Origin of the sequence: Lachnospira pectinoschiza (assembly GCF_020564355.1) — a bacterium.
GTDB lineage: Bacteria > Bacillota > Clostridia > Lachnospirales > Lachnospiraceae > Lachnospira > Lachnospira intestinalis.
On the sequence record NZ_JAJCRR010000001.1, the window covers coordinates 1 to 23,807 of the forward strand.

The following is a 23,807-nucleotide window of genomic DNA, read 5'->3' on the forward strand; positions in this document are numbered from 1 at the left end:
CCTCAAGATGAGATATCCCATAGAGTAATCTAGTAAGACCCCTTGAAGACGACGAGGTAGATAGGTGAAAGGTGGAAGCGTGGTGACATGTGGAGCTGATTCATACTAATAGGTCGAGGGCTTAACCGAAGAAGGTTAGGTTTGCAGAAAGAAACGGATAGAACGAGAGTTATCCAGAGGATAATCGGATGAAAAAGAATTTTAATGTGCAGTTTTGAAGGAACAATCCTTCACTAGGAATGGAATTCCTATTCCTCGATAGCTCAATGGTAGAGCACTCGGCTGTTAACCGAGTTGTTGTAGGTTCGAGCCCTACTCGGGGAGTTTATAAGAAATTTTATATTCTTATAAGTCTGGCTCCATGGTCAAGCGGTTAAGACACCGCCCTTTCACGGCGGTAACAGGGGTTCAAATCCCCTTGGAGTCATAAGTAGATTTTAGATTTAGGTACCATATGCCGACATGGCTCAATGGCAGAGCAGCTGATTTGTAATCAGCAGGTTGTTGGTTCGACTCCGACTGTCGGCTTCTTTGGACCTTTAGCTCAGTTGGTTAGAGCAACCGGCTCATAACCGGTCGGTCCTGGGTTCGAGTCCCCGAAGGTCCACTAAAATCTACTATATATATGGCCTGGTGGCTCAGCTGGTTAGAGCGCCGCCCTGTCACGGCGGAGGTCGTGGGTTCGAACCCCATCCGGGTCGTTTTATTTGTAAATAATTTGTAGATTAGAATTTTGGGATCATAGCTCAGCTGGGAGAGCATCTGCCTTACAAGCAGAGGGTCATAGGTTCGAGCCCTATTGGTCCCACTTATTTGCCGGCGTGGCGGAATTGGCAGACGCACAGGACTTAAAATCCTGCGGGACTTATACTCCCGTACCGGTTCGACCCCGGTCGCCGGCATTTATCACAACAGCAGTTGTGATTATTATGGAATATTCCATACGTACGTGTAGCTCAGCTGGATAGAGCGTCTGGCTACGGACCAGAAGGTCGCGAGTTCGAATCTTGTCACGTACATGAGTCCTATCTAAAGTAATTTAGGTAGGGCTTTTTTGTTATATATTTTGTTATATAAAAAGGGGATATTTGTCAAAAACAGAGTAAAAAAGAGGCTCTTTGTTAAGAATGGGGGTAAAAAATGGTGTTTTTTCAAGAGTGGTTCTAAAACTTACCCCCAAGTAAAGCATAGAATTGGAAATGGAGGGAAAAGCTATGGGGAAATTTTTTAAAGAATTGAAAAATCAAAGCCGCCCAAAGACAGTATTTATGGAAATGTTTTCCTATATTAAAATTTTTAGTGCTGCGATTCTCATTGCATTTGTGCTTACAAGATGTGTAATTGTCAATGCAGAAACGCCGACAAGTTCAATGGAAAATACGATTATGACCGGAGACAGATATTTTGGATTGAGAATCTCGTATCTTTTTGAAGAACCACAAAGACAGGATATTATTGTTTTTAAATTTCCGGACGATGAAAGCCACGTATTTGTAAAGCGGATTATCGGTATACCGGGAGATATTGTTGAAATAAAAAATGATACTGTATATGTAAACGGAGAGCGGTTAGAGGAACCATACTTAAAAGAGCCGATGGCTTTGGGGCAGAACATGGTATTTGAAGTGCCTGCAGATTCTTATTTTGTTATGGGGGATAACAGAAACATTTCAAATGATGCACGGTATTGGAATAATACTTATGTAAAAAAAGAACAGATAATAGGCAAGGCGATGGTAAAATATTATAGCGGAAAAGTTACATTTCAAGTGCTGAAGTGATATTGCGGTAAAAGATATTAAACGATATTTTAGTTTTAGTGTTATATCCAACAATTCTGAAAAGGTACATTTGGGTTTTAAGTGATTTTTGAAAGAATGTCAGGAATTTTTTTATGATAACACCATATTGTTGTCATTCTGTTTATGAATAATTTCAAAAAAATAAGAGATACTATGCAATGTAATCTAATATAAAAGGAGGACATTTCAGTATGTCTAAGAATTATTCTAACAGCACAAATTCATCAAATGCATCAAACAGTTCAAAGAATTCAAGTAACGCATCTAACATGAGCAATGCTTCAAATTCAAGCAACGCATCAAATGCATCAAACAGCTCAAAGAACGCATCTAACAAGAATTCTTCAAAGAATTCCTACAGCAATGCTTCTGATGAAAGCAACATGTCTGATACAACAGACTGCCACAGATAATTCGTAAAAGTAATGCAAAGGCCGGCGGAAACAAATCTGCCGGTCTTTTGTCATTTATATAATAGCAGATTTTGTATCGGAAATATAATCACCTTAATATAATCAGAAGGCAATTTTGAAAATTCAGACAGGAAAGACCAAAGTCAGCAGGCTTAAAATTCACATCAGACAGGCACGGGACACGCATCATCGAATATACTAGAGTAAGCACTTGATTAAAGGTTTAAGAAAATATGAGATGTGAAAATATCAGTACCGGGCGGCTGGATTACTATGTGGAAAATTCAGGAGCCGTTTTTATAGATTTAAGAAGCAGACAGGAATATGAAAAAATGCACATTAAAGATGCAGTCAATATTCCGTTCGAGGAAATGGAGCGGCAGCTCCAGAATAATTACAGCAACAGGAATGCAGGTTTTTATGACAACAGTAATGACCGCAGTCGTGCAGGCGGAATTGTTTTAAATAATATATTTTACGACAGAAATACGGTTTTTATCGTGTATTGTGACAGGGGTTCCAAAAGTATGATGATTTGTCCGAAGCTGGCGGCAAGAGGATTTCAGGTGAAGACAGTTGTCGGCGGGATTCATCAGTATCACGGAAAATATCTTGTCTATCATACAGATTTTTATAAGGATTTTTAAAAGGGTTGTGAAAGACTGTTATAAAGATTAAAAAAATTTCAGGAGAGGCTTTTCAAAGATTTCAGAAGAAAGGAAAGGGGTTCTGAAAGCTGTAATATTATTGTAAAGCACCGGAATATATGGTATATTGAAGAAAACAGGTAAATGATTATCGGAAATGAGGAACAGTATGAATACATATGAGTTAATTGCACCGTGCCATTTTGGACTGGAGGCAGTTTTAAAGAGAGAAATTTACGATCTGGGATATGAAATCGTTTCAGTAGAAAATGGTAAAGTGACCTTTACAGGTGATGCAGAAGCCATATGCAGAGCCAATATTAATTTAAGAACAGCAGAGAGAGTTCTTTTAAAGGTAGGGCAGTTTAAAGCGGTGACATTTACAGAACTTTTTGATCATGTTGCAGAACTGCCGTGGGAAGAATTTATACCGGAGGACGGAAAGTTTTGGGTTACGAAAGCAAATTCTGTAAACAGTAAGCTGTTTAGCAGTTCCGATATTCAGTCCATTGTCAAGAAAGCGATTGTAGAGCGGTTAAAGAAGAAATACCAGACGGGCTGGTTTAAGGAGAATGGCAGTGCCTATCCTCTGCGTGTCACGATTATGAAGGATATTGTTACGATTAGTCTGGATACGACAGGGGATTCACTGCATAAGCGCGGATACCGTCCGGCATCAGGCAAAGCACCGATTTCAGAAACGCTGGCGGCGGCGCTGATTATGCTGACACCGTGGCATAAAGACCGCATTTTTGTGGACCCGTTCTGCGGAAGCGGTACATTTCCAATAGAGGCGGCCATGATGGCGGCGAATATTGCACCGGGCATGAACCGGGAGTTTACGGCAGAGCAGTGGGAAAATCTGATACCGAAAAAAGAGTGGTATATGGCGATAGAAGAAGCAAATGACAATATCTGCATGGATATTGAAACAGATATTCAGGGTTTTGATTTAGATGAAAATGTGATTAAAATTGCAAGGCAGAATGCGGCCAATGCGGGTGTAGACAAGCTGATTCATTTTCAGGCACGAGATGTACGCCAGTTAAGCCATGCGAAAAAATACGGCTTTGTGATTACCAATCCGCCATACGGTGAGCGTCTAGAGGAAAAAGAAGCGCTTCCAGCATTATATACGGCGCTGGGACAGCAGTTTGCAAAATTAGATTCATGGTCGGCGTATGTGATTACTTCCTATACGGATATTGAAAAATATTTCGGCAGAAAAGCGGACAAAAACAGAAAGATTTATAACGGTATGTTAAAAACGTACTTTTACTCATTTTTAGGCCCGAAGCCGCCGAAAAAGAATGTATAATGCAGTGTGCCTGCGGAATGGAGATTAAAATGACAAAGATTATTCTTGCATCGAATAATAAGGGGAAAATTAAAGAAGTGAAAGAAATCTGCAAAGATATGCAGGTTGAGATTGTATCCATGAAAGAAGCCGGAATTGACATTGATATTGAAGAAAATGGTACGACATTTGAAGAAAACGCACTGATTAAAGCGGAAGCGGTCATGAAATTGACAGGGGAACTTACGATTGCAGATGATTCGGGACTGGAAGTAGATTATCTGAATAAAGAGCCGGGTGTATATTCTGCAAGATACATGGGACATGATACATCGTATGATATCAAAAATCAGGCGATTATTGACCGCCTTGCGGGGGTAGAAGACAAAGACAGAACGGCTCGTTTTGTATGTGCAATGGCGGCTGTATTTCCGGACGGAAGACATTTTACCACAAGAGGAACAATGGAAGGGATTATCGCTCATGAAATCAAAGGGGCAAACGGCTTCGGTTATGATCCGATTGTGTATCTGCCACAGTACGGAAAGACTTCGGCAGAACTGACGCCGGAGGAGAAGAACAAAATCAGCCACCGCGGAGAGGCATTGGAAAAATTGAAGGCACAGCTTGCACAATATTTAAATTAGCGTGAAATATGGAGGTCAGATATGCAGAGAATTCTGATTGTAAGTGATACGCATAAGCGCCTTGGCAATCTTTATGAGGCATTGGAAAAAGAGGGCAGCGTAGATGCAATGATTCATCTTGGGGATTTGGAAGGTGATGAAGATATTGTCAATGAGATGATACCGGGACCGGTCTATATGGTGCCCGGCAATAACGATTACTATTCGCAGGCACCGCGCGAACTGGAAATACAGATTGCCGGAAAAAATGTACTGCTCACGCACGGACATTATTATTATGTATCGCTGGATTTGCAGACCATCCGTCAGGAAGGAATTGCAAGGGGGATGGATATTGTGATGTTTGGACATACCCACCGTCCGGTGATTCAGGTGGAAGATGAGATTACATTAATTAATCCGGGAAGCATTTCTTATCCGCGCCAGCAGGATGGAAAATGTACGTATATTATAATGGAAATTTCAGATTCCGGGGAATTTACATTTGAGTTAAAAAGAGTGTAAGGCCGTATTTATGCGGCTTTGCGCACTTTGAAACTACGTGTCGAAAAAAAATGAAAAAAATTCAAAAAAAGTGTTGACATTATGCAGATCATATAATATAATAATCCATGTCGTTGCGGAACAGACAACAAACGGCAACACAAAACACCAACGGGGTGTGGCTCAGCTTGGCTAGAGCGCTTGATTTGGGATCAAGAGGTCGCAGGTTCGAATCCTGTCACCCCGACTTTCAATTGAATATCTGCGGGTGTAGTTCAATGGTAGAACACTAGCCTTCCAAGCTAGATACGTGGGTTCGATTCCCATCACCCGCTTCGTGTGTTCGTAGCTCAGCTGGATAGAGCAACGGCCTTCTAAGCCGTGGGTCGAGGGTTCGAATCCCCCCGGGCACACTTCTTTTTATATGGTGGGTATAGCGCAGCTGGTTAGCGCGTCAGATTGTGGCTCTGAAGGCCCAGGGTTCGAATCCCTGTACCCACCCTGGCTATTATTGGGCTATCGCCAAGCGGTAAGGCACAGGGTTTTGATCCCTGCATCACGCTGGTTCGAATCCAGCTAGCCCAGCTGGATTCCAAAAGTAATCCAAAGTAGACTTACAATTTATTCAATGAGGGCTCATAGCTCAGTTGGTAGAGCACTGGACTTTTAATCCAGGTGTCCCGGGTTCGAACCCCGGTGGGCTCATTAAGATGGGAATGGTTGGAAAGGCCATTCCTTTTTTTCTTTTCGTGCCTAGTGACTAGGAGGGGAACGGTCGTCTTGTGAAGAAATTCATTCTTTATTATTTCCATGCATTAATTATTGTGATTTTGAAAACCCGCATAAACACTGGGAATGTTTGTGGGCAAGTTGGGCACTTTTGTGGCACTTGGTGTCAGAGGGAGAGGGATGATTGAGAATAGGAGTTTTAACTTGGTTGAGTTTTGTGTTATAATGGGTAAAACAAATCGCGATTTGTCGTTTTATTAATTTACATATATGCCTTTTACATAAAAAAGTGTTATTTTAGTTCCGCAACCGTTCGCAACCAAAGAAATATCGTGATAGTTGGTGGTAGCAACCATGAAATTTCGCTATTATGAAGTCACGAAAGGAGGTAATTAAGTGAAATATGATTTTTTAGGAGTTATTGTTTTTGGTATTGTACTGCTAATCGGGGTGGCTGTGATAGCGGCATTTATCACTGTGGGAATTTTCCTCATAAGAGCATTGAGTAGATATGTCAAATCAGGCAATGTCAGAAAAGAAAAGTCCAGCATCAAGAAATCTCTCGGTGAGGTTTTGAAGGACTATAATTCATGAGCAGAATACTTTTGTTGGAAGATGACACAATGATTGCTTCGGGGATTCTGTATGCACTTGAGTCAGAAGGTTATGAAACAAATCATGCCACACGTATAAAAGATGCCAGAAGTTTAATTGAATTCTTAGAACTGATAGGGTATCTCCAGAAACTGCAAATCATGATGCATGCCGGATGGAACATACAATCAGCGAAGAATCTTTCCAGAAGATTCAGGAACTGGTGAAGAAGATAAAAAGAAGATTCATCAAAGGAACAAATGGAAAAACAATGGCAATGCCATTAAGTCAGTTGTTCGAAGTTTTGTTCGATAGCTCAGTTGTTGTCAAATATCCGATATTTTGAACTCAAAAAGCCAAAAACAGGTATGCCAAAAAGACAGATGCTGTCCATCTGCCAAAAAGAAGGATATTCAGTTGCAGAACTTACCGATATCCAAAATGAATTGCGCTGATTCCACGGAGAGGCCGTTGAAACTGCCGGAACCTGTCTTTCACTGCGTGGACATATTTCATCATCAGCCGGATAATATCGATGTGCCTTCCAGAATCCCTGCGCATGAAGAACTTTCTGGCTGTTTTTAATGCTGAAGAAAAGTCAAGTTCATAGAGATACTTGTTGCTGCCATCCCGTTTCTTTTTCAGGTTTTCTTCTGCCGCTTCGTTTGCGATAAAAATGCCGAAATTGCATTGGAACAATTGGTGCCTGACACAATAAACTTGCAATAGGCTGCTTTTTTCTGTTGAGCAAGAAGTATCTTTTAATTCATATTTAGGTGGTTTGTCAATAGCAATAATATTTAATGCATAATCTGATTTAAGAGTGAATTTCAAATTTTAGATTTTCAATAATCATGGGATAAAAATAACAGGGAGGATTATAGTTTTCGGAATAAAGCCGATATATAATATTAGAAACAATAAATAATAAAGAACGGATTCAGAGAAGGAGGACAAAGGATATGTCAATGAATGTGAATACAACGGGTACTGTTTATGGAAGTTATCAGAATACCTACAAGGCAGGTACAGTAGATAAGAAAAAAGAAACAGCGAAAACAACAGAAAATGATAAGGTCAAGAAAAATGTGACAGAAAGTATAGCCGAAAAAAATCTAAGTAAAGAGGCACAAAAAATGCTTAAAGATATGCGTGGCTCAAGAACAGATATGGACTTTATGGTTGCAGATTTTGAAAATGGTGATAATGCTAAAGATATTTTAGCACAAAGTGATAAAGAGTTTACGGTTATTTTCTCAAAGGAAGAAATGGAGAAGATGGCATCCGATCCCAAATATTATGCTGAAAAGATGCATAGTATTGAAGGTGCTTTGCGTATGTCGGATGAAATCAATGCTCAGTTTGGATTTGAAAGAGCATTTGGTAAGACAAACGGAATAGAAAACAGTGCAGATACTGATACAAAAATAACAAAGTTTGGTATTTCTTTTAATAGTGATGGAACTACAACATTCTTTGCTCAATTAGAAAAAACATCAGCTAGTCAGAAAGAATATCTTGAAAAAATTCAGGAAAAGAAAGCTGCGGAGAAGAAAGAGGCGAAGAAAAAGGAACAATTAAAGCAAATTGAAGTAAAAAAAGCTACTGTTCAAGCAAATTCAAAAGATGAACTTTTGGATAAAATTAAAAATATTGAATGGAATTCTATCAAACCAGAGGATAATAAAATCGGTGGAAGATTTGATTTTTCAATTTAGTATATTTAGATGGGGATGATTACATACAGTATGGAGGTAGATTCATTATGAGAAAACGTTTTTTTTCTATTATTGTATGTGTTGTCATGCTTTTTACAATGAATGTCACAGCTTTTGCGGCAGAAACTCAGGAAAATTATTCGGAGACGGAGAAAACAATGACATTTGAAATAACTCCGACAGCATTAACTTCTGGATCATCACGACATTCTGTTGGAATGTTAAATTCCTTTTTTGGAACAAATGATACAGTGGCAACTTCCGCTCTTGGTTCTTTTACAATCAGCAGCACATCTGTTCCGTCAGGCTCCACAATCAGTAAAATAGTGGTTACATCCACAAAAAGTAGTGGAAGTAGTGGAAACATCGAATTATTTGTTGCTAAAGATGAGGATAATGGAGATGGCACATTTGACAGATATACAGACAGCAAAAGTTGGAATAGTTCTCTTACTTTTGCAGATTTTGGCAATTATAATTTAAGCCCTGTTGGAAATTATTATGTTCAATTTGAATCTACAAGGTATTCAACGGGAACTGTTGCAGCAGCAACATTAAAAAATATTTATGTCACAGTATACTATCATTAAAATTTTATAATCCCCATTCTAAACAAGCAAAGATGTTGTTATTCAGTTAGCAGCATCTTTGCTTTTAATTGTATAATTGATATGACTATTGAGTTAGAATGGCATTGATAGCGATAGAAAGCTATATATTACAGAAGCAGACTTTGATAAAAAAGCATTTGAGAGATTATATAAATTGAATATTATATAATCAGAGGTATATAGAACATGCACAGAGACACTATATTTCAATATGAAACAATGGTGCCTGACACAATAAAAACGCATAGCCAAACTTCGCTCGGTATAACTGCCTGATTGTGTCGAAATTCGTATTTTATCAATTATATCTGATAAAACTGGATTTGCGGTATTGAAAATCAGTTATAGCCGTGGTACCATATAGACAGTTTCAGAAGGGAGGCTGGTCTACATGATTAAACGAGAAATTTATATGAGCCGTATCCGTCCTTTTATCGGAAATGAGCTGATAAAGGTTCTGACAGGGATTCGCCGTAGTGGAAAATCTGTCATGCTGAGCCTGATCCAAGAGGAACTTGCCCAAAACGGGGTCCAACCAGAACAGTTTATTTCCCTGAATTTTGAGAACATGAGCAATGCACACCTTTGTACGGCTGTTGCATTGCATGATGAAATCCTTCGCAGAACAAAAGAAATCAGCGGCAAGGTTTATCTGTTCTTCGACGAAATCCAAGAGGTGGCTGATTGGGAAAAATGTATCAACTCTTTCCGGGTGGAGCTGGATTGTGATATATACATTACCGGTTCCAACGCCAAGCTGCTTTCCGGTGAGCTTGCCACTTATCTTGCCGGACGGTATGTGGAGTTCGTGATTTACCCGTTTTCATTCAGAGAGTTTATGGAGCTGTATCACACCGTTTACGAAGGTGCAGACGAAAGACAATGCTTTACAAAATATCTGACGCTGGGAGGAATGCCCTATTTGAGCAACCTTCGCTACGACGATGCCGCCAGTCGTCAGTATTTGCGGGACTTGTTCAACTCCGTAGAGCTGAAAGATATTATCAAGCGAAACAATATCCGTGATGTGGATATGCTGGAGAGAATTATTGCTTATATAACTTCCAACATCGGCACTACCTTTTCTTCCACAGCCATTTCCAAGTATCTGAAAAGTGAAGGGCGCTCCGTTTCACCAGAAACGGTACTGAACTACATCAAAGCCTGCACGGACGCATTCCTGTTTTATCAGGTGAAGCGCCAAGACCTCCAGGGAAAGAAAATCCTGACCGTCAACGAGAAATACTATGTTGCAGATCATGGTGTCCGGGAAGCCGTGTACGGTGGCAACATGAAGGACATTAACCTTGTCCTTGAAAATGTTGTCTACATGGAGCTGCTGCGCCGTGGTTATTCTGTGACTGTTGGGAAAGTCTCTGACAAGGAGATTGACTTCGTATGTGAAGATCATGGGAAAAAGCTGTATGTTCAGGTTTCCTATCTACTTGCCTCGGAGGAAACCATCCAGCGTGAGTTTGGGGCGTTTGCCGGTGTTCGTGACAATTTCCCGAAATACGTTGTAACGATGGACGAACTGGATATGAGCCGAGATGGAATCAAACACCGCAATATTCGTGACTTCCTGCTGGCAGAGGAATGGAACTGAAATGTTCTTCTTTCACCAGAAGATATGCAGAAGTTCTTCCAATGCCGAGAATGAAAAAACAATGGTGCCTGACACAATAAATATTATGATATGTCTGTATTTAACCGCTGTATAGAAACCGGGAATGTTCTCTTAATACTGGAATGTTGGCAGGATGTCCACCCGGCGCTTGTCAGTATCCCAGTGAAATGGGAATACAGCTCGCCGTATGGACTTTTGTATGCTCTGAATCCGCCGGATGATGTTATGCAGTTTGAAAACAATGGTGCCTGACACAATAAATATTGTATAAATGTCAATGCTGTTGTGGTACATGTTGTATTCTGCGTAAATGGTATTCATGTTGTGTCTCCTTTAAACCAATAAAAATATAGAAGCATTTCAATCAGTTCACAATGTCACTTTTATTTTGTGTTATACTGTTTTATATAATTTTCTTGCCCTTGTTTTTGCCCTTATCAGAGTTCGTAAACACTGGTGGGACGATATAACGCAAGGGAAACAATAAGGGAAAGCTCACCTGCGATAAACTTTGTGTTTTCAAGGGATTGAGAGATATTTGATAATAAAATATAACAGTTATTAAATCCCTTGGAATATATGAAATCTCAATTCAAGTTTGTCGCACTGATAAAATCCCTTTAGGAACTAAAGGGCGCACTTCTATACTCTCCTATCGGGAGTATGTGCGTCCTGCGGAGCTTCATTCCCAGTCAGCAGAAGAAAACTGCCCGACCGAGAATGTTTCGTCACTTCGTTCCGTCAAGGGAGCTACACTCCCTTGCGCCGCTTATGCGGCTATCCCTTGTGGACTTGCCGTCTGCAAACAGCATAAAATGCTGTTCGCCGCCAGCAAGTTTGAAGGCGAATAAAATGAATTTTATGGAACAAGCAAATCGTAATTTATAAAGGAGAATATTGATGAAACTATTTTTATGTTCGCACTTTTCAAGTGTAGGAAGTCTGATAAAGGAAGAAATTGAAAATAAGAAAGTCGCATTTATTCCAACAGCTTCGTTGCGTGAAGGCTACACCGGTTATGTCGGCTCGGCTCGAAAATTATTCAAAAAGTTGGGAACAATCGTAACTGAAATTGATATTTCAACGGAGGCTTATTCAACGATACAGTCCGTTTTTGAAGATGCGGATGTGATCTATTTTACTGGTGGAAATTCTTTCTTCCTTATGGATCAGCTCCGTAAAACGGGAACGGATGAGCTATTGAAGAATGAATTGGAAAAGGGAAAACTGATGATCGGTGAATCTGCGGGTGCGATTATATGCGCTCCAACTATCCAATATATTGAACAAATGGATGAAAAGCCGGAGGACTACTCACAAGAAGATGATGCAGGGCTTGATTTGATTGATTTCTATGTTCTTCCGCATTATCTTACAGCACCATTTAAGAAAGTTACTGAGAAAATAATGACTGAATTTTCGGATTTGAATCTATGCCCAATTAACAACCGTCAGGGAATTGTAATCGATGGTGAAGGTTCAAAGGTTATTTGCAAAGACTAATTTGAAAATTCCAGTTTATAGATTACATCTTACAGAATATCCGTAAACAACCCACATACAACCATATATAATAACTTTGATACAAAGAAACAGAGCAAGTACTTGAGTAACGAAATTTAAGTGCCTGCTCTTATTTTATTTAATAGAAGCGAAACACCCCGCATCCTCTTTCGTATAAAGAAGTAAGAACAAAAATACTTCTTAAGAAATCTAAAGATTTATACTGAATAAATTTTTATATTTGGCTGTTAAGATAAAGCCACCAAAACGGAGGAGGGATGCGTCATGAAAAGGAATATAAAATTAATCATCAGCAGCATTGCGTTTATTGGATTGGGAATCGGTATCATCGGTGCCGGTGTTAATTATTTTTTTAATCATTCTGTTTTAGGAATGGAACAGGGACTTGCAGGCAGCACTCAGAACAGTAATGAAGCAAATCAAGTCTGCTATATAACACCGGAAAATCCGGATGCTGACATGACCTTAGAAGATACTACAGAAGCGGATTTGCAGGCGGAACAGTACGCACAGCCGGAAACACTGCTGGGACAGCACACAGTTTCACTGGGAACGTGCGTGTTTCAGCAAAAAAAGATTGCGTGCTGGGGCGATTCGATTACATTTGGATATGGATACAGTGATGAAGCACAGCTTACAAATGGCGGACAGATTATGGATATTTCCGGCTGGACTTATCCGGACACATTACAGTATTACACAGGAATGGACGTATACAATCTCGGGGTGTCAGGCGAAACTTCTTATGAAATAGCCACGCGCGAGGGCGGACTTACGATGTTTGTCGCAAAAAATGTTACGGTAAAAGCAGGCAAAAGCGTGGAAATCAGCATTGTAGACGTAGATGGTAACAGTGTTATGCTGGACAATTTTAACGGATATGGTGGAGATAATAATCAGACAGAAAATCTGGTGTATATTAATGACCAGTTATTCCAGCTGGAAAAAAGAAATGAAAAGCTCTATATTAAAACTTACGGAAACACACAAAAAGGCAGTGTTAAGTTAAAAAAGGGCATGCAGGTAACAACACAGGCGGCACATGATGTAAATGCCGATATACTGGTACTTCAGATGGGCAGTAACGGCGGCTGGGACAGCTATGATGAATTGATTGCACAGTACCAGGCAATGATTGAAAAGTCCGGTACACAATGTTATATTATTATTGGTGATACAGATAATCCGACAGAGGCATATGATTCCGAACAGTATGAGAGTGATATTGAAGTCGGAACAAAGGATAATGTGTGGGAAACTGCATTGAGGGAAGCATTTGGCGAACACTTTATCAATATGAGAGCCTTTATGATAGAACATGGACTTGAAACGGTCGGATTAGAGCCGACAGAACAGGATTTGGACGACCTGGCAAACGGCAGGGTGCCGGAGCAGTTAAAGGACGATTATACACATTTTAATTCATATGGATATTATGCAATGGGTGCGGCTGTATACCAGAAGGGCGTGGAATTGGGATACTGGTAAAAGGTATCCGATTACTGCCGGATAAGGAGTCAGAGGTGTCATGGGTCATAATCAGACGGGCAGAAAGATAGGAATTTATAAAGAACTGGCAGTTGGCATTTTAGTGTCGGTTGCGATTGCGATAGCGGTGGCAATGGGCGTATTTTATATCTGTAAAAGCAGGGGAATCCTTATTGAAGTGGAGGAAGACTGTTCGCAGTATAAGAAAAAATGCGATTTACAGGTTATGGAACTGGTGCGTGAGTTAGACAGTGCGTTAAATACAGCGATGGAAGAAATTGAAAGCACGGAATCGCAGGAAGAAAATATTACCGATGCGATGCGCTATCTCATGCAGAATGATAAAATGCCGTTTGTATCCGTACAAGACGGCGAAAATATGTTGATTACGATTGCGAGTAAAAAGGGCACGGTGCTGTGGAAGAATAACAGTGATGACGAAACCATGCCGGGAAAGGGCGGACACATTGAGGTTGACGAACTGGTGTCTGATTCGTATGATGAGGAATGTGGCGAATATATTTTCGTGTATACAAAGAGCGTGGAAAAGGTGCTGTACTACATTGTATTCCGGACACCGGCGTATCCCGAATACATTTATCATGATATGCAGTTACGGGCAGCCTGTCTTGCATTGGCGGCGGTGCTGTTTTTGATACTGGTACTGATATTTTCAAAGAGCAGAATCAGTTACATACGGTATTTATCCGGTGTGGTTGACGAAATTTCGAAGGGGAATCTGCATACACAGATTGATAAAAAGGGGTATGACGAGCTGACGACGATTGCGGAAAGCATTGACGATATGCAGCATAACCTTGATAAAATGATGAAAGAAGAAAGGGAGAATGAGCGGAAAAACAGAGAGCTGATTACGAATCTTTCCCATGATATTAAAACACCGATGACCATTATTACAGGATATCTCGATGTGGTTATCAGCGGAAAATATGAAGATGAATCCGAGCGGGATTTATATATAAAGAAGGCATTTGCGCAGGTAGAGAAAATTAACGGAATGATTCAGAAAATTTTTCTGCTGGCAAAAAATGAAATTAAAGTAGAACAGGACAATACGGTGCGGTGCAACTTTTCTATGATGGTTAGTCAGGATGTAGCGGAGTTTGAAGGTATTGCACAGAAACAGAATAGAAATTTTGTGACCGATATACCGGAAAAGCCGCTTTATGCCAATATTGTCATTGAAGATATGCGCGAAGTCCTGGATAATATTCTGATGAATGCTATCAAATATTCAAAGCCGGAAACCGATATTCTGGTAAGCATGGAAGAAGAAGAAAGTACGATACACATTATTGTCAGCAATGTGTCAGAAGAAGTAAAAGAAGCAGACTGTACGCGGATTTTTGATAAGTTTTACAGGGCAGACCATGCAAGAGGTTCTGATATTGCCGGCAACGGGCTGGGACTGTCGATTGTGCGTGAAACGGTGGAACGCAGCAAAGGAAAGGTCTGGGCAGAGTATGCACAGGGGTATTTCAGCCTGCATATCCGTCTGCCGAAAGCGTAAAAGATAAGGCTGTAGAACATAAATTACAGAAAGGAGTAAACATGTCAGTCATATTGGTAGTGGATGATGAGGAAGACATCCGGGAACTGGTTGGAATTTATCTGAAAAATGAAGGCATGCAGGTCTGTAAGGCGGCAAACGGCAAAGAGGCGCTGGAATGTCTGGAGAAAATGGATATTGATCTGGCAATTTTAGATATTATGATGGCAGATATGGACGGCATTACGCTCTGCATGGAAATCCGCAAGAAAAGTAATCTTCCGATTATTATGCTGTCGGCAAAGGATCAGGATATGGACAAGGTGCTGGGACTGACGGCGGGGGCAGACGATTATCTTGCAAAGCCGTTTAATCCCATTGAACTGGTGGCAAGGGTCAAAGCGCAGCTGCGCCGCAGTAAGGAATTTAACCACAGTGAGGCAAAAAATGTTCTGGAATATCTGGATTTATCCATGAATCTGGAAACACACCGTGTCTTTTTAAATGCAAAAGAAGTCTTTTTAACACCGAAAGAATTTGCCATTTTAGAACTGCTGTGGAAGAATAAGGGAAATGTATTTTCCACGGAACATATTTATAATACACTGTGGAGTGAGGAAGAAGCATATGATACGAATAATGTGGTGATGGTGCATATCCGGAATCTGCGCAGCAAAATTGAAAGTGATGTGAAAAATCCCCGGTATATTAAGACAGTATGGGGTGTCGGATACAAATTTTCTTAGGTTGCTTTTCTTGTTCAAAATCGGTATAATATAGCTATTATGCTTATATGAAAAAAGGTTTTCCAAAACAGATGGGAGGATTATGCAGGAGAGAGAAAAATTTCAGTCACGGCTTGGTTTTATACTGGTATCGGCAGGCTGTGCGATTGGATTGGGGAATGTATGGAAGTTTCCGTACATTTGCGGTGAAAATGGCGGGGCAGCATTTATTATGATATATCTGCTCTTTCTGGCAGTTTTAGGCTGGCCGATTCTGATGGCAGAATTTGCCGTGGGACGAGGCAGCAGACGAAGTATTGCGCAGTCATTTTCAATATTAGAATCAGAAAAGAGCAACTGGCATTGCTTTAAATGGTTCGGCATTGCAGGAAATTATCTGCTGATGATGTTTTATACCATGGTAACAGGCTGGATGATGTATTATGCGTGGCTTGCCGTATCAGGGCAGCTTGAGGCAAACAGTAAGGTGCAGAGTACGACAGAACAGTTTGCAGATATGCTGGCCAATCCGGGTACCATGATTTTATGGACAGTGATTGCAATTGCGATTGCGTTTGGCATTTGTGCGTTAGGATTGCAAAACGGTGTGGAAAAGGTGACGAAGGTCATGATGCTGCTGCTCATAACATTGATGATTGTACTGGCAGTCAACTCTGTTATGCGGGATACAACAGGTGAAGGTCTGCGTTTTTATCTGATACCGGATATTGAAAGAGCCGGTCAGAAGGGCTGGGGAAATGTAATTTTTGCGGCGATGACTCATGCATTTTTTACACTGAGTGTCGGCATGGGTTCGATGAGTATTTTCGGCAGTTATCTGGAAAAAGACCACAAGATTACAGGTGAAGCGTTAAATGTCGTGATTTTGGATACTTTGATTGCGATTATTGCGGGCATTATCATTATTCCATCCTGCTTTGCTTACGGAATTCAGCCGGATGCGGGACCGTCACTGTTATTTATCACACTGCCGAATGTATTTCGTCATATGCCGGGCGGCAGGGTATGGGAAACGCTGTTTTTCATATTTATGACATTTGCGGCACTGTCAACAGTTATTGCCGTATTTGAAAATATTATTGCGGTTACCATGGAAATCTGGAACATCGAAAGAAAAAGGGCAGTTAAAACCAACATGGTGATGCTGATGCTGCTTTCAATGCCTGCGGTTTTAGGATACAACCTGTTGTCGGGAATCCAGCCGATGGGCGCAGGCACAACGATTATGGATTTGGAAGATTTTTTGGTATCTTACAACATTCTGCCGCTTGGCGGACTGGTCTTTGTCCTGTTTTGTACAAAGAAAAACGGCTGGGGCTTTGAAAATTTCAGAAAAGAAGTCAATACCGGTGTGGGCTTTGCACTGCCGGGCTGGATTCGCGGATATATGAGTTATGTACTGCCGCTGATTATTATTTTAGTTTATCTGAAAGGCTATTATGATATGTTTAGCAGTCGTGAACCTGCGGTATTCTTATTCTGGATGCTGGTGGCAGTTGCATTTTTACTGCTGGTTATCAGCTTCTCGCTAAGAGCCGGAAAGCGTGCGGGACAGAAAAAACAGGCATAAATATATATTGGATATTTGTGTTATAATAAAATGCCGGGGATTAAAGTCCCCGGCTATGATACAGGAGGAATAAGGTAAAATGAGTGAAGCATGTACACATGACTGTGGAAACTGTAGTTCAGACTGTGGAGAACGTACAGCACCGCAGAGTTTAAATAATGCCAATAATAAAGGTGTAAAAAAGGTGATTGCGGTTGTCAGCGGAAAGGGCGGTGTCGGTAAATCGTTAGTGACATCGATGCTGGCAGTCAGCGCGGCAAAGAAGGGCTTAAAGACGGCGATTCTCGATGCGGATATTACAGGTCCGTCTATTCCGAAGTCTTTCGGTGTGCATGAAAAGGCAACCTGCGATGAGGCGGGAACGGTGATGTATCCGCCGGTTACAAAATCCGGCATTAAGCTGATGTCGTTAAATCTTCTGGTTGAAAATGAAACAGACCCGGTTATCTGGAGAGGACCGGTCATTGCAAGTGCCGTTAAGCAGTTCTGGGAAGAAGTTGACTGGGGCGATGTGGACTGTATGTTTGTAGACTGCCCGCCGGGAACAGGTGATGTGCCGCTGACGATTTTCCAGTCCCTGCCGGTGGACGGAATAGTTGTAGTGACATCTCCGCAGGAGCTGGTATCCATGATTGTCGATAAGGCAGTGAAAATGGCACAGATGATGGATATTCCGGTACTGGGCATTGTTGAAAATATGTCTTATTTTAAATGTCCGGACTGCGGCAATGTGCATTACATTTACGGAAAGAGCCATGTGGACGAAAAGGCTGCTGAGCATGGCATTGACACGGTTGCCAAGCTGCCGATGGACCCACATGTAGCCGCAAAGGTAGATGCAGGCTGTGCAGAGGACTTGGACGTATCCGAGCTGTCAGCCATTGCACAGAAAATTGAAGATATTCAGAAGTAATAAAAATGAAATGTGAAGTAGCGGAAGACCGCAACAAATCGGAATTTGTGGAGAGACTTCCTGAACTTTCCTTATTTTTCAAGGCTTTCAGCCTCTTAAATAGTGAAATGATATGTATTTTCCCTTATTTTTGCCCTTGTGAGATAATCGTGAGGGAAATAAGGGAAATTTCTTTTAGTCATTGCCTGCCACCTTGTCGAGAAGCCTTGCTGAATCACGCTTAGCTTTTCTGGTGGAGTGAGCATAGACATTCATAGTGGTACTTACATCTGAGTGTCCCGGTTTTTAGTTCTTCTTCTGCCCACATGTCCAAAAGTTCACCTACGGTAAGGTTATCTGCTTTTGCAACAAATTTATTATCTTCATAATCTTCCAGTGCCTTGCGGAGAAGTTTTTCCGTCTCACTTTTGCTTTCGGTTCCGGCATATTCTTTCTGAACCATTTTACCGCTTGCGTCCTCTACATAGAAGCGGTAGTAACATTTCTTTCCTTTCTTTCTAACAGATCCTTTTGACAAATGTGTAAAATGGAACGCTACATTGAATGCTGTGCAAAAGTCACCTCGAAAATCGTTCCCCCAGTCTTGCCTGATTTGATACAAATACTGCCATCATGTACTCTAACGATTTCACGGACAAAAGCAAGACCTAGCCCTACGCCACCCAGCTCCCGGCTTCTGGATTTATCCACACGGAAGAATGGCTCGAACACTCTCTCCCTAAGCTCCTTTGGTATTCCGCTTCCCGTATCTTCTACAGACAGATAAATATGCTTGTTTCTCTGATATGCGGTTACTGTAACCTGTCCGAGCGGATGATTATATTTGATGGCATTCTCAACCAGATTGTATACAAGCCTGTAAATAAGGATATCACTGCCTATCATAGAGGCATCCTCACATTTTCCAATCAGCTTTATATTCTTTTCCACGGCAAGAGGCTCAAGGTCTGCCAAAACCTCTTCAACAATAGCATCCAATATAATTTTATCATCCCTTCCCACCGTCTGAAGCTCACTCATGTCAAGAAGAGTCTTTACCATCCTGTTTAATTTATCATTTTGTTCCGTAACCATTTTTATGGTCTGCAAAGTGTCTGCATCATTTCCCGGGTGAGAGGCAGAATTATATAAATCAAGCTGTACCTGCATTAACGCTAATGGAGTACGCAGCTCATGTGCTGCATTTGCAGTAAACTGTCTCTGTATCTCAAATGCTTCCGACAGACGCTCAAGCATCTTATTATAAGAAATACCCAGCTGGTTCAGTTCCTTAACATTGTTTTCCTCTATTCTTGAATCAGACAGATTCTGAGCCTGTACCTCTTCAATTTTATCTGAAAACTCCCTGATTGGTCTGAGTGCATGCCCGCTTATAAAATAAGTGACGACACCTCCCAAAAGCGCCAGCAAAACCGTGATTATCAGACTGTTTCTTTTATAGTCGGCCTTATTATTGTACACCTGAATCGAAAATTCATCCGCAAACTCATCCCACTTATCGTCCGGTATGCTGATATATATTTCATCTGATTTGTTTCCTTTTTCATCCCCCTGTGACTCTACCGCATCCTGCAGAGAATCGATGTAATGCACACCATTTTTATAGACAAACATAGTCAGGCAGCCACATATAATAGCAATACACAATGTAGTAATGCACGTAAGTCTCCACTGTAGCGACATTCTTTTCATCTGTCAGACTCCTCCCGTATTTTATAGCCTTCACCTACCTTGTTCTGAATGGGATCATATCCCAGCTTCGCCTTAAGCTTTTTTCTAAGTGAAGACATATGTACCCTGATTGCTCCGCTAAAGCTGTCTGCCGTGGCATCCCACACATGCTCTATCAGCTCCTCCTGACTCACCGGTCGGCCTATATTGATAAGTAAATATTCCAAAATACCATTCTCTTTTCTTGTCAGTGGAACCGGCTCTTCCTTTGCATATGCCTCGCGTTTAATCGTATCAAACTTTATTTCTCCGCATTTAAGACATATATCATTCTGTACAAATTTCCTTCTTGTCAGGCTTCTGATACGTGCCTCAAGCTCCTGCAGATGGAATGGTTTTTCCATGTAATCATTTGCTCCTGCATCCAGTCCCTCTACCTTATCAGCAATCTGACCTCTTGCAGATAATATCAAAACCTTAGTTTCATCATTGTATTTTCTAAGCTCCTTAAGAAGCTCCATGCCATCCATCCCCGGCAGATTCAAATCCAAAACTATCAGATCATAATTTTCCGACAGTATACATTCAAGAGCCTCTTTCCCATCATAACAGGTATCCACCTCATAACCGGCAGCATACAGACTCTTTGCAACCATATCACATATTTGTTTCTCATCCTCAACAATTAATAATCTCAAAATGTTCTCCTGATTCTTAACAATAATTTTACAACCCATATTGTATAATACCAAAGTCAGCTGGTCAACAATACAACAAAAAGGAGCAACATTATGTTGAAATACCAAAAAACATGTCAAATCATTCTGCTTATCCTTGGTGTATCCATGATAAGCTATGGTGCAGTCAGAGGTGAGGCGGCTACAGTGCTTGGTAAAGCAATAAAACTATGTCTGGAGTGTGTCGGAATTGGATAAGGAGAAGAAATTACTATCAAGAAAACTGGCAAAAATACGTGGCTGGATACAGGCCGCAGCAACGCTGCTGACCAATATTCATATTCCAAATTTATTTAAGGGTAAAATATATCAGGGCAATGCAAAAATAGTATGCGTACCCGGATTAAACTGCTACTCCTGCCCTGCCGCGACAGGAGCCTGTCCAATAGGGGCATTTCAGGCAGTTGTCGGATCATCAAAATTTAAGTTTTCATACTACATAACCGGATTTTTTATTTTACTCGGTGTAACTCTCGGCAGATTTATATGTGGTTTTTTGTGCCCATTTGGATGGTTTCAGGATTTACTTCATAAAATCCCCGGAAAGAAATTATCCACAGCCAAACTAAAGCCTCTTAGATACCTAAAATATGTCATTCTTATTGTTTTCGTTATACTTCTTCCGATGCTTGTAACGAACTCCATAGGAATGGGAGACCCGTTCTTTTGCAAATATATCTGTCCTCAGGGTGTTTTAGAGGGTGCTATACCGTTATCTATTGGAAATGCTGCTATCCGTTCTGCGCTGGGAAAGCTTTTTTCTTTCAAGTGTATGATTTTAATTGCAGTGATTGTACTAAGTATCTTATTTTACAGGCCCTTCTGTAAATGGATTTGTCCGCTTGGAGCAATCTACTCATTATTTAATAAGGTCAGCCTGCTCAAAATCACCGTTGATAGCAGCAAATGTGTCGGATGCGGTCAATGCTCAAAGGCATGTAAGATGGATGTGGATGTGTGTAAGACACCGGATCACCCCGAGTGCATACGCTGCGGTGCCTGCATAAAGGCCTGTCCGAAGGACGCCATCTGCTACCGGTTTATGGGAAAATCATGTCAAAAAAATGACAACAGATAGCTATTAAACATTTTACTATTATTTTAAAGGAGAAATTACTCATGAAAAACAAATTATCATTTATTTCTATTTTTACACTCTGCATAGCATTATCACTTACAGCATGTGGCGTAAAGCAAGCTTCCACAACAGATTCTAAGAACACTCAGACTGAAGCCGGCTCAGAAGCATCCGGCAAATCAGATTCCAGGCTTGATGATTTATATCAGCAGGAAAATCAGCTTTTTGCAGATCACGCTGCTGTGTGGAACAAGGCATTTGGCATGATGAACAAAAGTGACGCCAATCCAAACGGAAATTATGCTGATTATCTTGCCGGTACCGTAGAATCAAACAAGAATTCATTCACAGACGATGAGCTTAAAACACTTAATGAGGATATTGAAACCATACGAAAAATCGAGGAACAGATAGCAGAGCTTGAAAACAAAAATACATCATCAGACGATAACAAGAAGGACAGCTCTAAAGCCTCATCTGTATTCAGTGATTTTTCCGGTGAGGATTTTGATGGCAATAAGGTTGATGACAGCCTGTTTTCCGGTAATGCAGTAACAGTCGTCAATTTCTGGTTTACCGGCTGCAAACCATGTGTCGCTGAATTATCCAAGCTTAACGAATTAAATGATGCTATCAAATCAATGGGCGGAGAAGTTGTTGGCATCAACACTGAGACCTTCGATGGCAATAAAACAGCTATCAAAGAGGCTGCCTCTGTTCTTGAAAGCCAGGGTGTCAAATATCGTAATCTGTCAATTGACTCCTCTAGTGCTGCCGGTAAATATGCCTCAGAAATCATGGCCTTTCCAACAACTATACTTGTTGACAGAAATGGCAATATTGTAGGCGAACCAATGCTCGGCGGAATTGATAACAAGGACAACTATGATGCCCTTATGAAGCAGATTCAGTCTGTAATTGATGCAGACAGCACAAATAAATAGAGGTCTGCATAAAAAAAGCTCCTGTGCATTGCACAGAGAGCTTTTTTTGAACATTACTATAATGTTGAAGTAAAAGCTGAGGAAATGGCTAAGAAGTATGATTGTCCCTTTGTGGATAATGAAATGCCTTATGGCAGAGGTCCGCAGGGACATCCGGTGATCGTGGATTATTTCTATCATGAGGAAATCCGAGGGTCAGAAAATACAGGAAAAAGAAATTGTTAAATAAAACCTTAAATAGAACTAAAAACAGTAGGTGTCTTTTCAAATTACAATGGAGGGGAGATATATTTTGGCATTGACGAATTATGTTAAAAATGTTATTTAGTGTTGCATTTCCACATAGACTATGATATAGTGAACATATGAACAGGTATTCATATGTTCATAAGATAATAACAGGAGGCGTTCAGACGTGAATACCGAGGAAAATAAGGCTCTGGAAGCAGAGGCAGAATGTTGTGAAAGTTTTCAAGTGCATAGTGATATGGTAGAGGCCGTGCGGTGTCATATGCCGGAAGATGAGCTGCTGGACAGTATTTCAGATACCTTTAAGGTATTTGGCGATAAGACGAGAATTAAAATACTGTATGTATTGCATACATGTGAGCTCTGTGTATGTGATATTGCACAGCTTCTGGATATGAACCAGTCGGCGATTTCCCACCAGCTGCGTGTGTTAAAGCAGGCAAAGCTGATTAAAAGCAGACGGGAAGGCAAATCTGTATTTTACTCGCTTGATGACTCTCATGTGCGAATGATTTTAAGCATGGGTATGGAACATGCAAAAGAACAAATATTATAATAAAAAGTAGAAAGGTGGAAAAAGTTATGAAAAAGAAATTTAAGTTACAGGATTTAGATTGTGCAAACTGCGCAGCAAAAATGGAGGATGCAATTAAGAAGATTGACGGTGTACAGGATGCAACTGTAAGCTTTATGACTCAGAAGATGACAATAGAAGCAGATGATGCACGCTTTGATGACATCATGAAGGAAGTTGTATCTGTATGTAAGAAAGTAGAACCGGATTGCGTTATTTTAATGTAGGAGTTGCG

The 23,807-nt window shown here is 40.7% G+C and carries 26 protein-coding genes, 14 tRNA genes, 1 rRNA gene and 3 pseudogenes; 39 read left to right on the plus strand and 5 right to left on the minus strand.

The features are described from left to right. The 10 genes from LI288_RS00005 to lepB all read left to right on the plus strand — a co-directional run. Positions 1-129, plus strand: a 23S ribosomal RNA gene (locus LI288_RS00005); the annotation flags it as partial. A 123-nt stretch (positions 130-252) separates the two neighbouring features. Beyond that, positions 253-324: transfer RNA gene (locus tag LI288_RS00010), tRNA-Asn, on the plus strand. A 31-nt stretch (positions 325-355) separates the two neighbouring features. After that, positions 356-427: transfer RNA gene (locus tag LI288_RS00015), tRNA-Glu, on the plus strand. A gap of 29 nt (positions 428-456) precedes the next feature. After that, positions 457-528: transfer RNA gene (locus tag LI288_RS00020), tRNA-Thr, on the plus strand. A gap of 5 nt (positions 529-533) precedes the next feature. Beyond that, positions 534-607 (plus strand) — tRNA-Ile (locus tag LI288_RS00025). Positions 608-627: 20 nt separating this feature from the next. Next, positions 628-701: transfer RNA gene (locus LI288_RS00030), tRNA-Asp, on the plus strand. Between the two features lie 34 nt (positions 702-735). Further along, positions 736-808, plus strand: a tRNA-Val gene (locus LI288_RS00035). A 7-nt stretch (positions 809-815) separates the two neighbouring features. Then, positions 816-902 (plus strand) — tRNA-Leu (locus LI288_RS00040). Between the two features lie 43 nt (positions 903-945). Further along, positions 946-1,019, plus strand: a tRNA-Arg gene (locus LI288_RS00045). 195 nt (positions 1,020-1,214) lie between these two features. Next, a complete protein-coding gene (lepB, locus tag LI288_RS00050; protein WP_227089043.1) occupies positions 1,215-1,781 on the plus strand; it encodes a signal peptidase I in 567 nt (188 codons plus the stop codon). A gap of 223 nt (positions 1,782-2,004) precedes the next feature. Here lepB and LI288_RS14270 read toward each other — a convergent pair whose 3' ends face one another. Next, positions 2,005-2,139 (minus strand): hypothetical protein, encoded by a 135-nt coding sequence (locus LI288_RS14270; RefSeq protein WP_264473872.1) that lies wholly within the window; start codon positions 2,137-2,139, stop codon positions 2,005-2,007. Positions 2,140-2,448: 309 nt separating this feature from the next. On the opposite strand from LI288_RS14270, the gene LI288_RS00055 reads away from it, so the two are divergent. The 13 genes from LI288_RS00055 (at position 2,449) to LI288_RS14550 (ending at position 6,958) form a co-directional block, all read left to right on the plus strand. Next, entirely contained in the window at positions 2,449-2,862 is a 414-nt protein-coding gene (locus tag LI288_RS00055) for a rhodanese-like domain-containing protein (RefSeq protein WP_022431221.1), read from the plus strand. 169 nt (positions 2,863-3,031) lie between these two features. Then, positions 3,032-4,180: a THUMP domain-containing class I SAM-dependent RNA methyltransferase gene (locus tag LI288_RS00060; RefSeq protein ID WP_227089044.1), complete on the plus strand. Its 1,149-nt coding sequence runs from the start codon at positions 3,032-3,034 to the stop codon at positions 4,178-4,180. A gap of 29 nt (positions 4,181-4,209) precedes the next feature. Next, on the plus strand, positions 4,210-4,806 hold the full coding sequence (locus LI288_RS00065; RefSeq protein ID WP_022431223.1) for an XTP/dITP diphosphatase: 597 nt from the start codon (positions 4,210-4,212) through the stop codon (positions 4,804-4,806). A 21-nt stretch (positions 4,807-4,827) separates the two neighbouring features. After that, positions 4,828-5,310, plus strand: coding sequence for a metallophosphoesterase family protein (locus LI288_RS00070; protein ID WP_022431224.1), 483 nt, complete (start codon positions 4,828-4,830; stop codon positions 5,308-5,310). A gap of 151 nt (positions 5,311-5,461) precedes the next feature. Then, a tRNA-Pro gene (locus LI288_RS00075) sits at positions 5,462-5,536 on the plus strand. Between the two features lie 17 nt (positions 5,537-5,553). Further along, a tRNA-Gly gene (locus LI288_RS00080) sits at positions 5,554-5,624 on the plus strand. Between the two features lie 4 nt (positions 5,625-5,628). Continuing rightward, positions 5,629-5,702 (plus strand) — tRNA-Arg (locus tag LI288_RS00085). A 14-nt stretch (positions 5,703-5,716) separates the two neighbouring features. After that, positions 5,717-5,790 (plus strand) — tRNA-His (locus tag LI288_RS00090). Positions 5,791-5,801: 11 nt separating this feature from the next. Next, positions 5,802-5,874 (plus strand) — tRNA-Gln (locus LI288_RS00095). Between the two features lie 47 nt (positions 5,875-5,921). Beyond that, a tRNA-Lys gene (locus LI288_RS00100) sits at positions 5,922-5,994 on the plus strand. A gap of 420 nt (positions 5,995-6,414) precedes the next feature. Beyond that, a complete protein-coding gene (locus LI288_RS00105) occupies positions 6,415-6,612 on the plus strand; it encodes a hypothetical protein (RefSeq protein WP_227089045.1) in 198 nt (65 codons plus the stop codon). Beyond that, on the plus strand, positions 6,609-6,839 hold the full coding sequence (locus tag LI288_RS00110) for a hypothetical protein (RefSeq protein ID WP_227089046.1): 231 nt from the start codon (positions 6,609-6,611) through the stop codon (positions 6,837-6,839). The genes LI288_RS00105 and LI288_RS00110 overlap by 4 nt, the downstream gene beginning before the upstream one ends. Continuing rightward, positions 6,788-6,958, plus strand: coding sequence for a hypothetical protein (locus tag LI288_RS14550; RefSeq protein ID WP_264473874.1), 171 nt, complete (start codon positions 6,788-6,790; stop codon positions 6,956-6,958). The genes LI288_RS00110 and LI288_RS14550 overlap by 52 nt, the downstream gene beginning before the upstream one ends. 80 nt (positions 6,959-7,038) lie before the next feature. Here the strand turns inward: LI288_RS14550 and LI288_RS00120 are convergent, their stop codons facing one another. Next, positions 7,039-7,446 (minus strand): hypothetical protein, encoded by a 408-nt coding sequence (locus LI288_RS00120; protein WP_012740519.1) that lies wholly within the window; start codon positions 7,444-7,446, stop codon positions 7,039-7,041. A 128-nt stretch (positions 7,447-7,574) separates the two neighbouring features. On the opposite strand from LI288_RS00120, the gene LI288_RS00125 reads away from it, so the two are divergent. The 10 genes and pseudogenes from LI288_RS00125 (at position 7,575) to LI288_RS00170 (ending at position 18,319) form a co-directional block, all read left to right on the plus strand. After that, positions 7,575-8,330, plus strand: a complete 756-nt coding sequence (locus tag LI288_RS00125; RefSeq protein WP_171029228.1) for a DUF6033 family protein — start codon at positions 7,575-7,577, stop codon at positions 8,328-8,330. Between the two features lie 47 nt (positions 8,331-8,377). Then, complete coding sequence (locus LI288_RS00130; protein ID WP_008116573.1) at positions 8,378-8,920, plus strand: hypothetical protein; 543 nt, start codon at positions 8,378-8,380, stop codon at positions 8,918-8,920. Positions 8,921-9,332: 412 nt separating this feature from the next. Beyond that, complete coding sequence (locus LI288_RS00135) at positions 9,333-10,547, plus strand: ATP-binding protein (RefSeq protein WP_008116575.1); 1,215 nt, start codon at positions 9,333-9,335, stop codon at positions 10,545-10,547. A gap of 78 nt (positions 10,548-10,625) precedes the next feature. Next, positions 10,626-10,820, plus strand: a pseudogene (locus LI288_RS14555) (LysR family transcriptional regulator); the annotation flags it as partial. A 648-nt stretch (positions 10,821-11,468) separates the two neighbouring features. After that, the gene (locus LI288_RS00145; protein ID WP_227089047.1) at positions 11,469-12,071 is read left to right on the plus strand and encodes a Type 1 glutamine amidotransferase-like domain-containing protein; all 603 of its coding nucleotides are present in this window, start codon (positions 11,469-11,471) and stop codon (positions 12,069-12,071) included. 285 nt (positions 12,072-12,356) lie between these two features. After that, positions 12,357-13,580, plus strand: coding sequence for a hypothetical protein (locus LI288_RS00150; protein WP_227089048.1), 1,224 nt, complete (start codon positions 12,357-12,359; stop codon positions 13,578-13,580). A 40-nt stretch (positions 13,581-13,620) separates the two neighbouring features. Beyond that, on the plus strand, positions 13,621-15,111 hold the full coding sequence (locus LI288_RS00155) for a sensor histidine kinase (RefSeq protein ID WP_227089049.1): 1,491 nt from the start codon (positions 13,621-13,623) through the stop codon (positions 15,109-15,111). Between the two features lie 41 nt (positions 15,112-15,152). After that, positions 15,153-15,836 (plus strand): response regulator transcription factor, encoded by a 684-nt coding sequence (locus tag LI288_RS00160; protein WP_227089050.1) that lies wholly within the window; start codon positions 15,153-15,155, stop codon positions 15,834-15,836. 82 nt (positions 15,837-15,918) lie between these two features. Next, positions 15,919-17,406 carry a sodium-dependent transporter gene (locus LI288_RS00165; protein ID WP_227089051.1) on the plus strand — a complete coding sequence of 496 codons (1,488 nt, stop codon included), beginning with the start codon at positions 15,919-15,921 and terminating at the stop codon, positions 17,404-17,406. Between the two features lie 79 nt (positions 17,407-17,485). Beyond that, positions 17,486-18,319, plus strand: a complete 834-nt coding sequence (locus LI288_RS00170) for an Mrp/NBP35 family ATP-binding protein (protein ID WP_227089052.1) — start codon at positions 17,486-17,488, stop codon at positions 18,317-18,319. A gap of 271 nt (positions 18,320-18,590) precedes the next feature. Here LI288_RS00170 and LI288_RS00175 read toward each other — a convergent pair. The 3 genes and pseudogenes from LI288_RS00175 to LI288_RS00185 form a co-directional block, all read right to left on the minus strand. Further along, positions 18,591-18,836: pseudogene (locus LI288_RS00175) on the minus strand (site-specific integrase); the annotation flags it as partial. Positions 18,837-18,853: 17 nt separating this feature from the next. Then, positions 18,854-20,011, minus strand: a complete 1,158-nt coding sequence (locus LI288_RS00180) for a sensor histidine kinase (protein ID WP_227089053.1) — start codon at positions 20,009-20,011, stop codon at positions 18,854-18,856. Then, complete coding sequence (locus LI288_RS00185) at positions 20,008-20,727, minus strand: response regulator transcription factor (protein ID WP_227089054.1); 720 nt, start codon at positions 20,725-20,727, stop codon at positions 20,008-20,010. Before LI288_RS00185 ends, LI288_RS00180 begins: the two co-directional genes overlap by 4 nt. Positions 20,728-20,781: 54 nt before the next feature. On the opposite strand from LI288_RS00185, the gene LI288_RS14560 reads away from it, so the two are divergent. From LI288_RS14560 to LI288_RS00215, 6 genes and pseudogenes are all read left to right on the plus strand, one after another. After that, a complete protein-coding gene (locus LI288_RS14560; protein WP_009263530.1) occupies positions 20,782-20,925 on the plus strand; it encodes a CD1871A family CXXC motif-containing protein in 144 nt (47 codons plus the stop codon). Then, positions 20,918-21,805 (plus strand): 4Fe-4S binding protein, encoded by an 888-nt coding sequence (locus tag LI288_RS00195; RefSeq protein ID WP_227089055.1) that lies wholly within the window; start codon positions 20,918-20,920, stop codon positions 21,803-21,805. The genes LI288_RS14560 and LI288_RS00195 overlap by 8 nt, the downstream gene beginning before the upstream one ends. A 41-nt stretch (positions 21,806-21,846) precedes the next feature. Further along, positions 21,847-22,749 carry a TlpA disulfide reductase family protein gene (locus LI288_RS00200; RefSeq protein ID WP_227089056.1) on the plus strand — a complete coding sequence of 301 codons (903 nt, stop codon included), beginning with the start codon at positions 21,847-21,849 and terminating at the stop codon, positions 22,747-22,749. A gap of 63 nt (positions 22,750-22,812) precedes the next feature. After that, positions 22,813-22,974, plus strand: a pseudogene (locus tag LI288_RS00205) (radical SAM mobile pair protein B); the annotation flags it as partial. Positions 22,975-23,236: 262 nt separating this feature from the next. Next, entirely contained in the window at positions 23,237-23,554 is a 318-nt protein-coding gene (locus LI288_RS00210; RefSeq protein ID WP_227089427.1) for an ArsR/SmtB family transcription factor, read from the plus strand. A 26-nt stretch (positions 23,555-23,580) separates the two neighbouring features. After that, positions 23,581-23,799: a cation transporter gene (locus LI288_RS00215; RefSeq protein ID WP_022431448.1), complete on the plus strand. Its 219-nt coding sequence runs from the start codon at positions 23,581-23,583 to the stop codon at positions 23,797-23,799. The last annotated feature ends 8 nt before the right edge of the window (positions 23,800-23,807 follow it).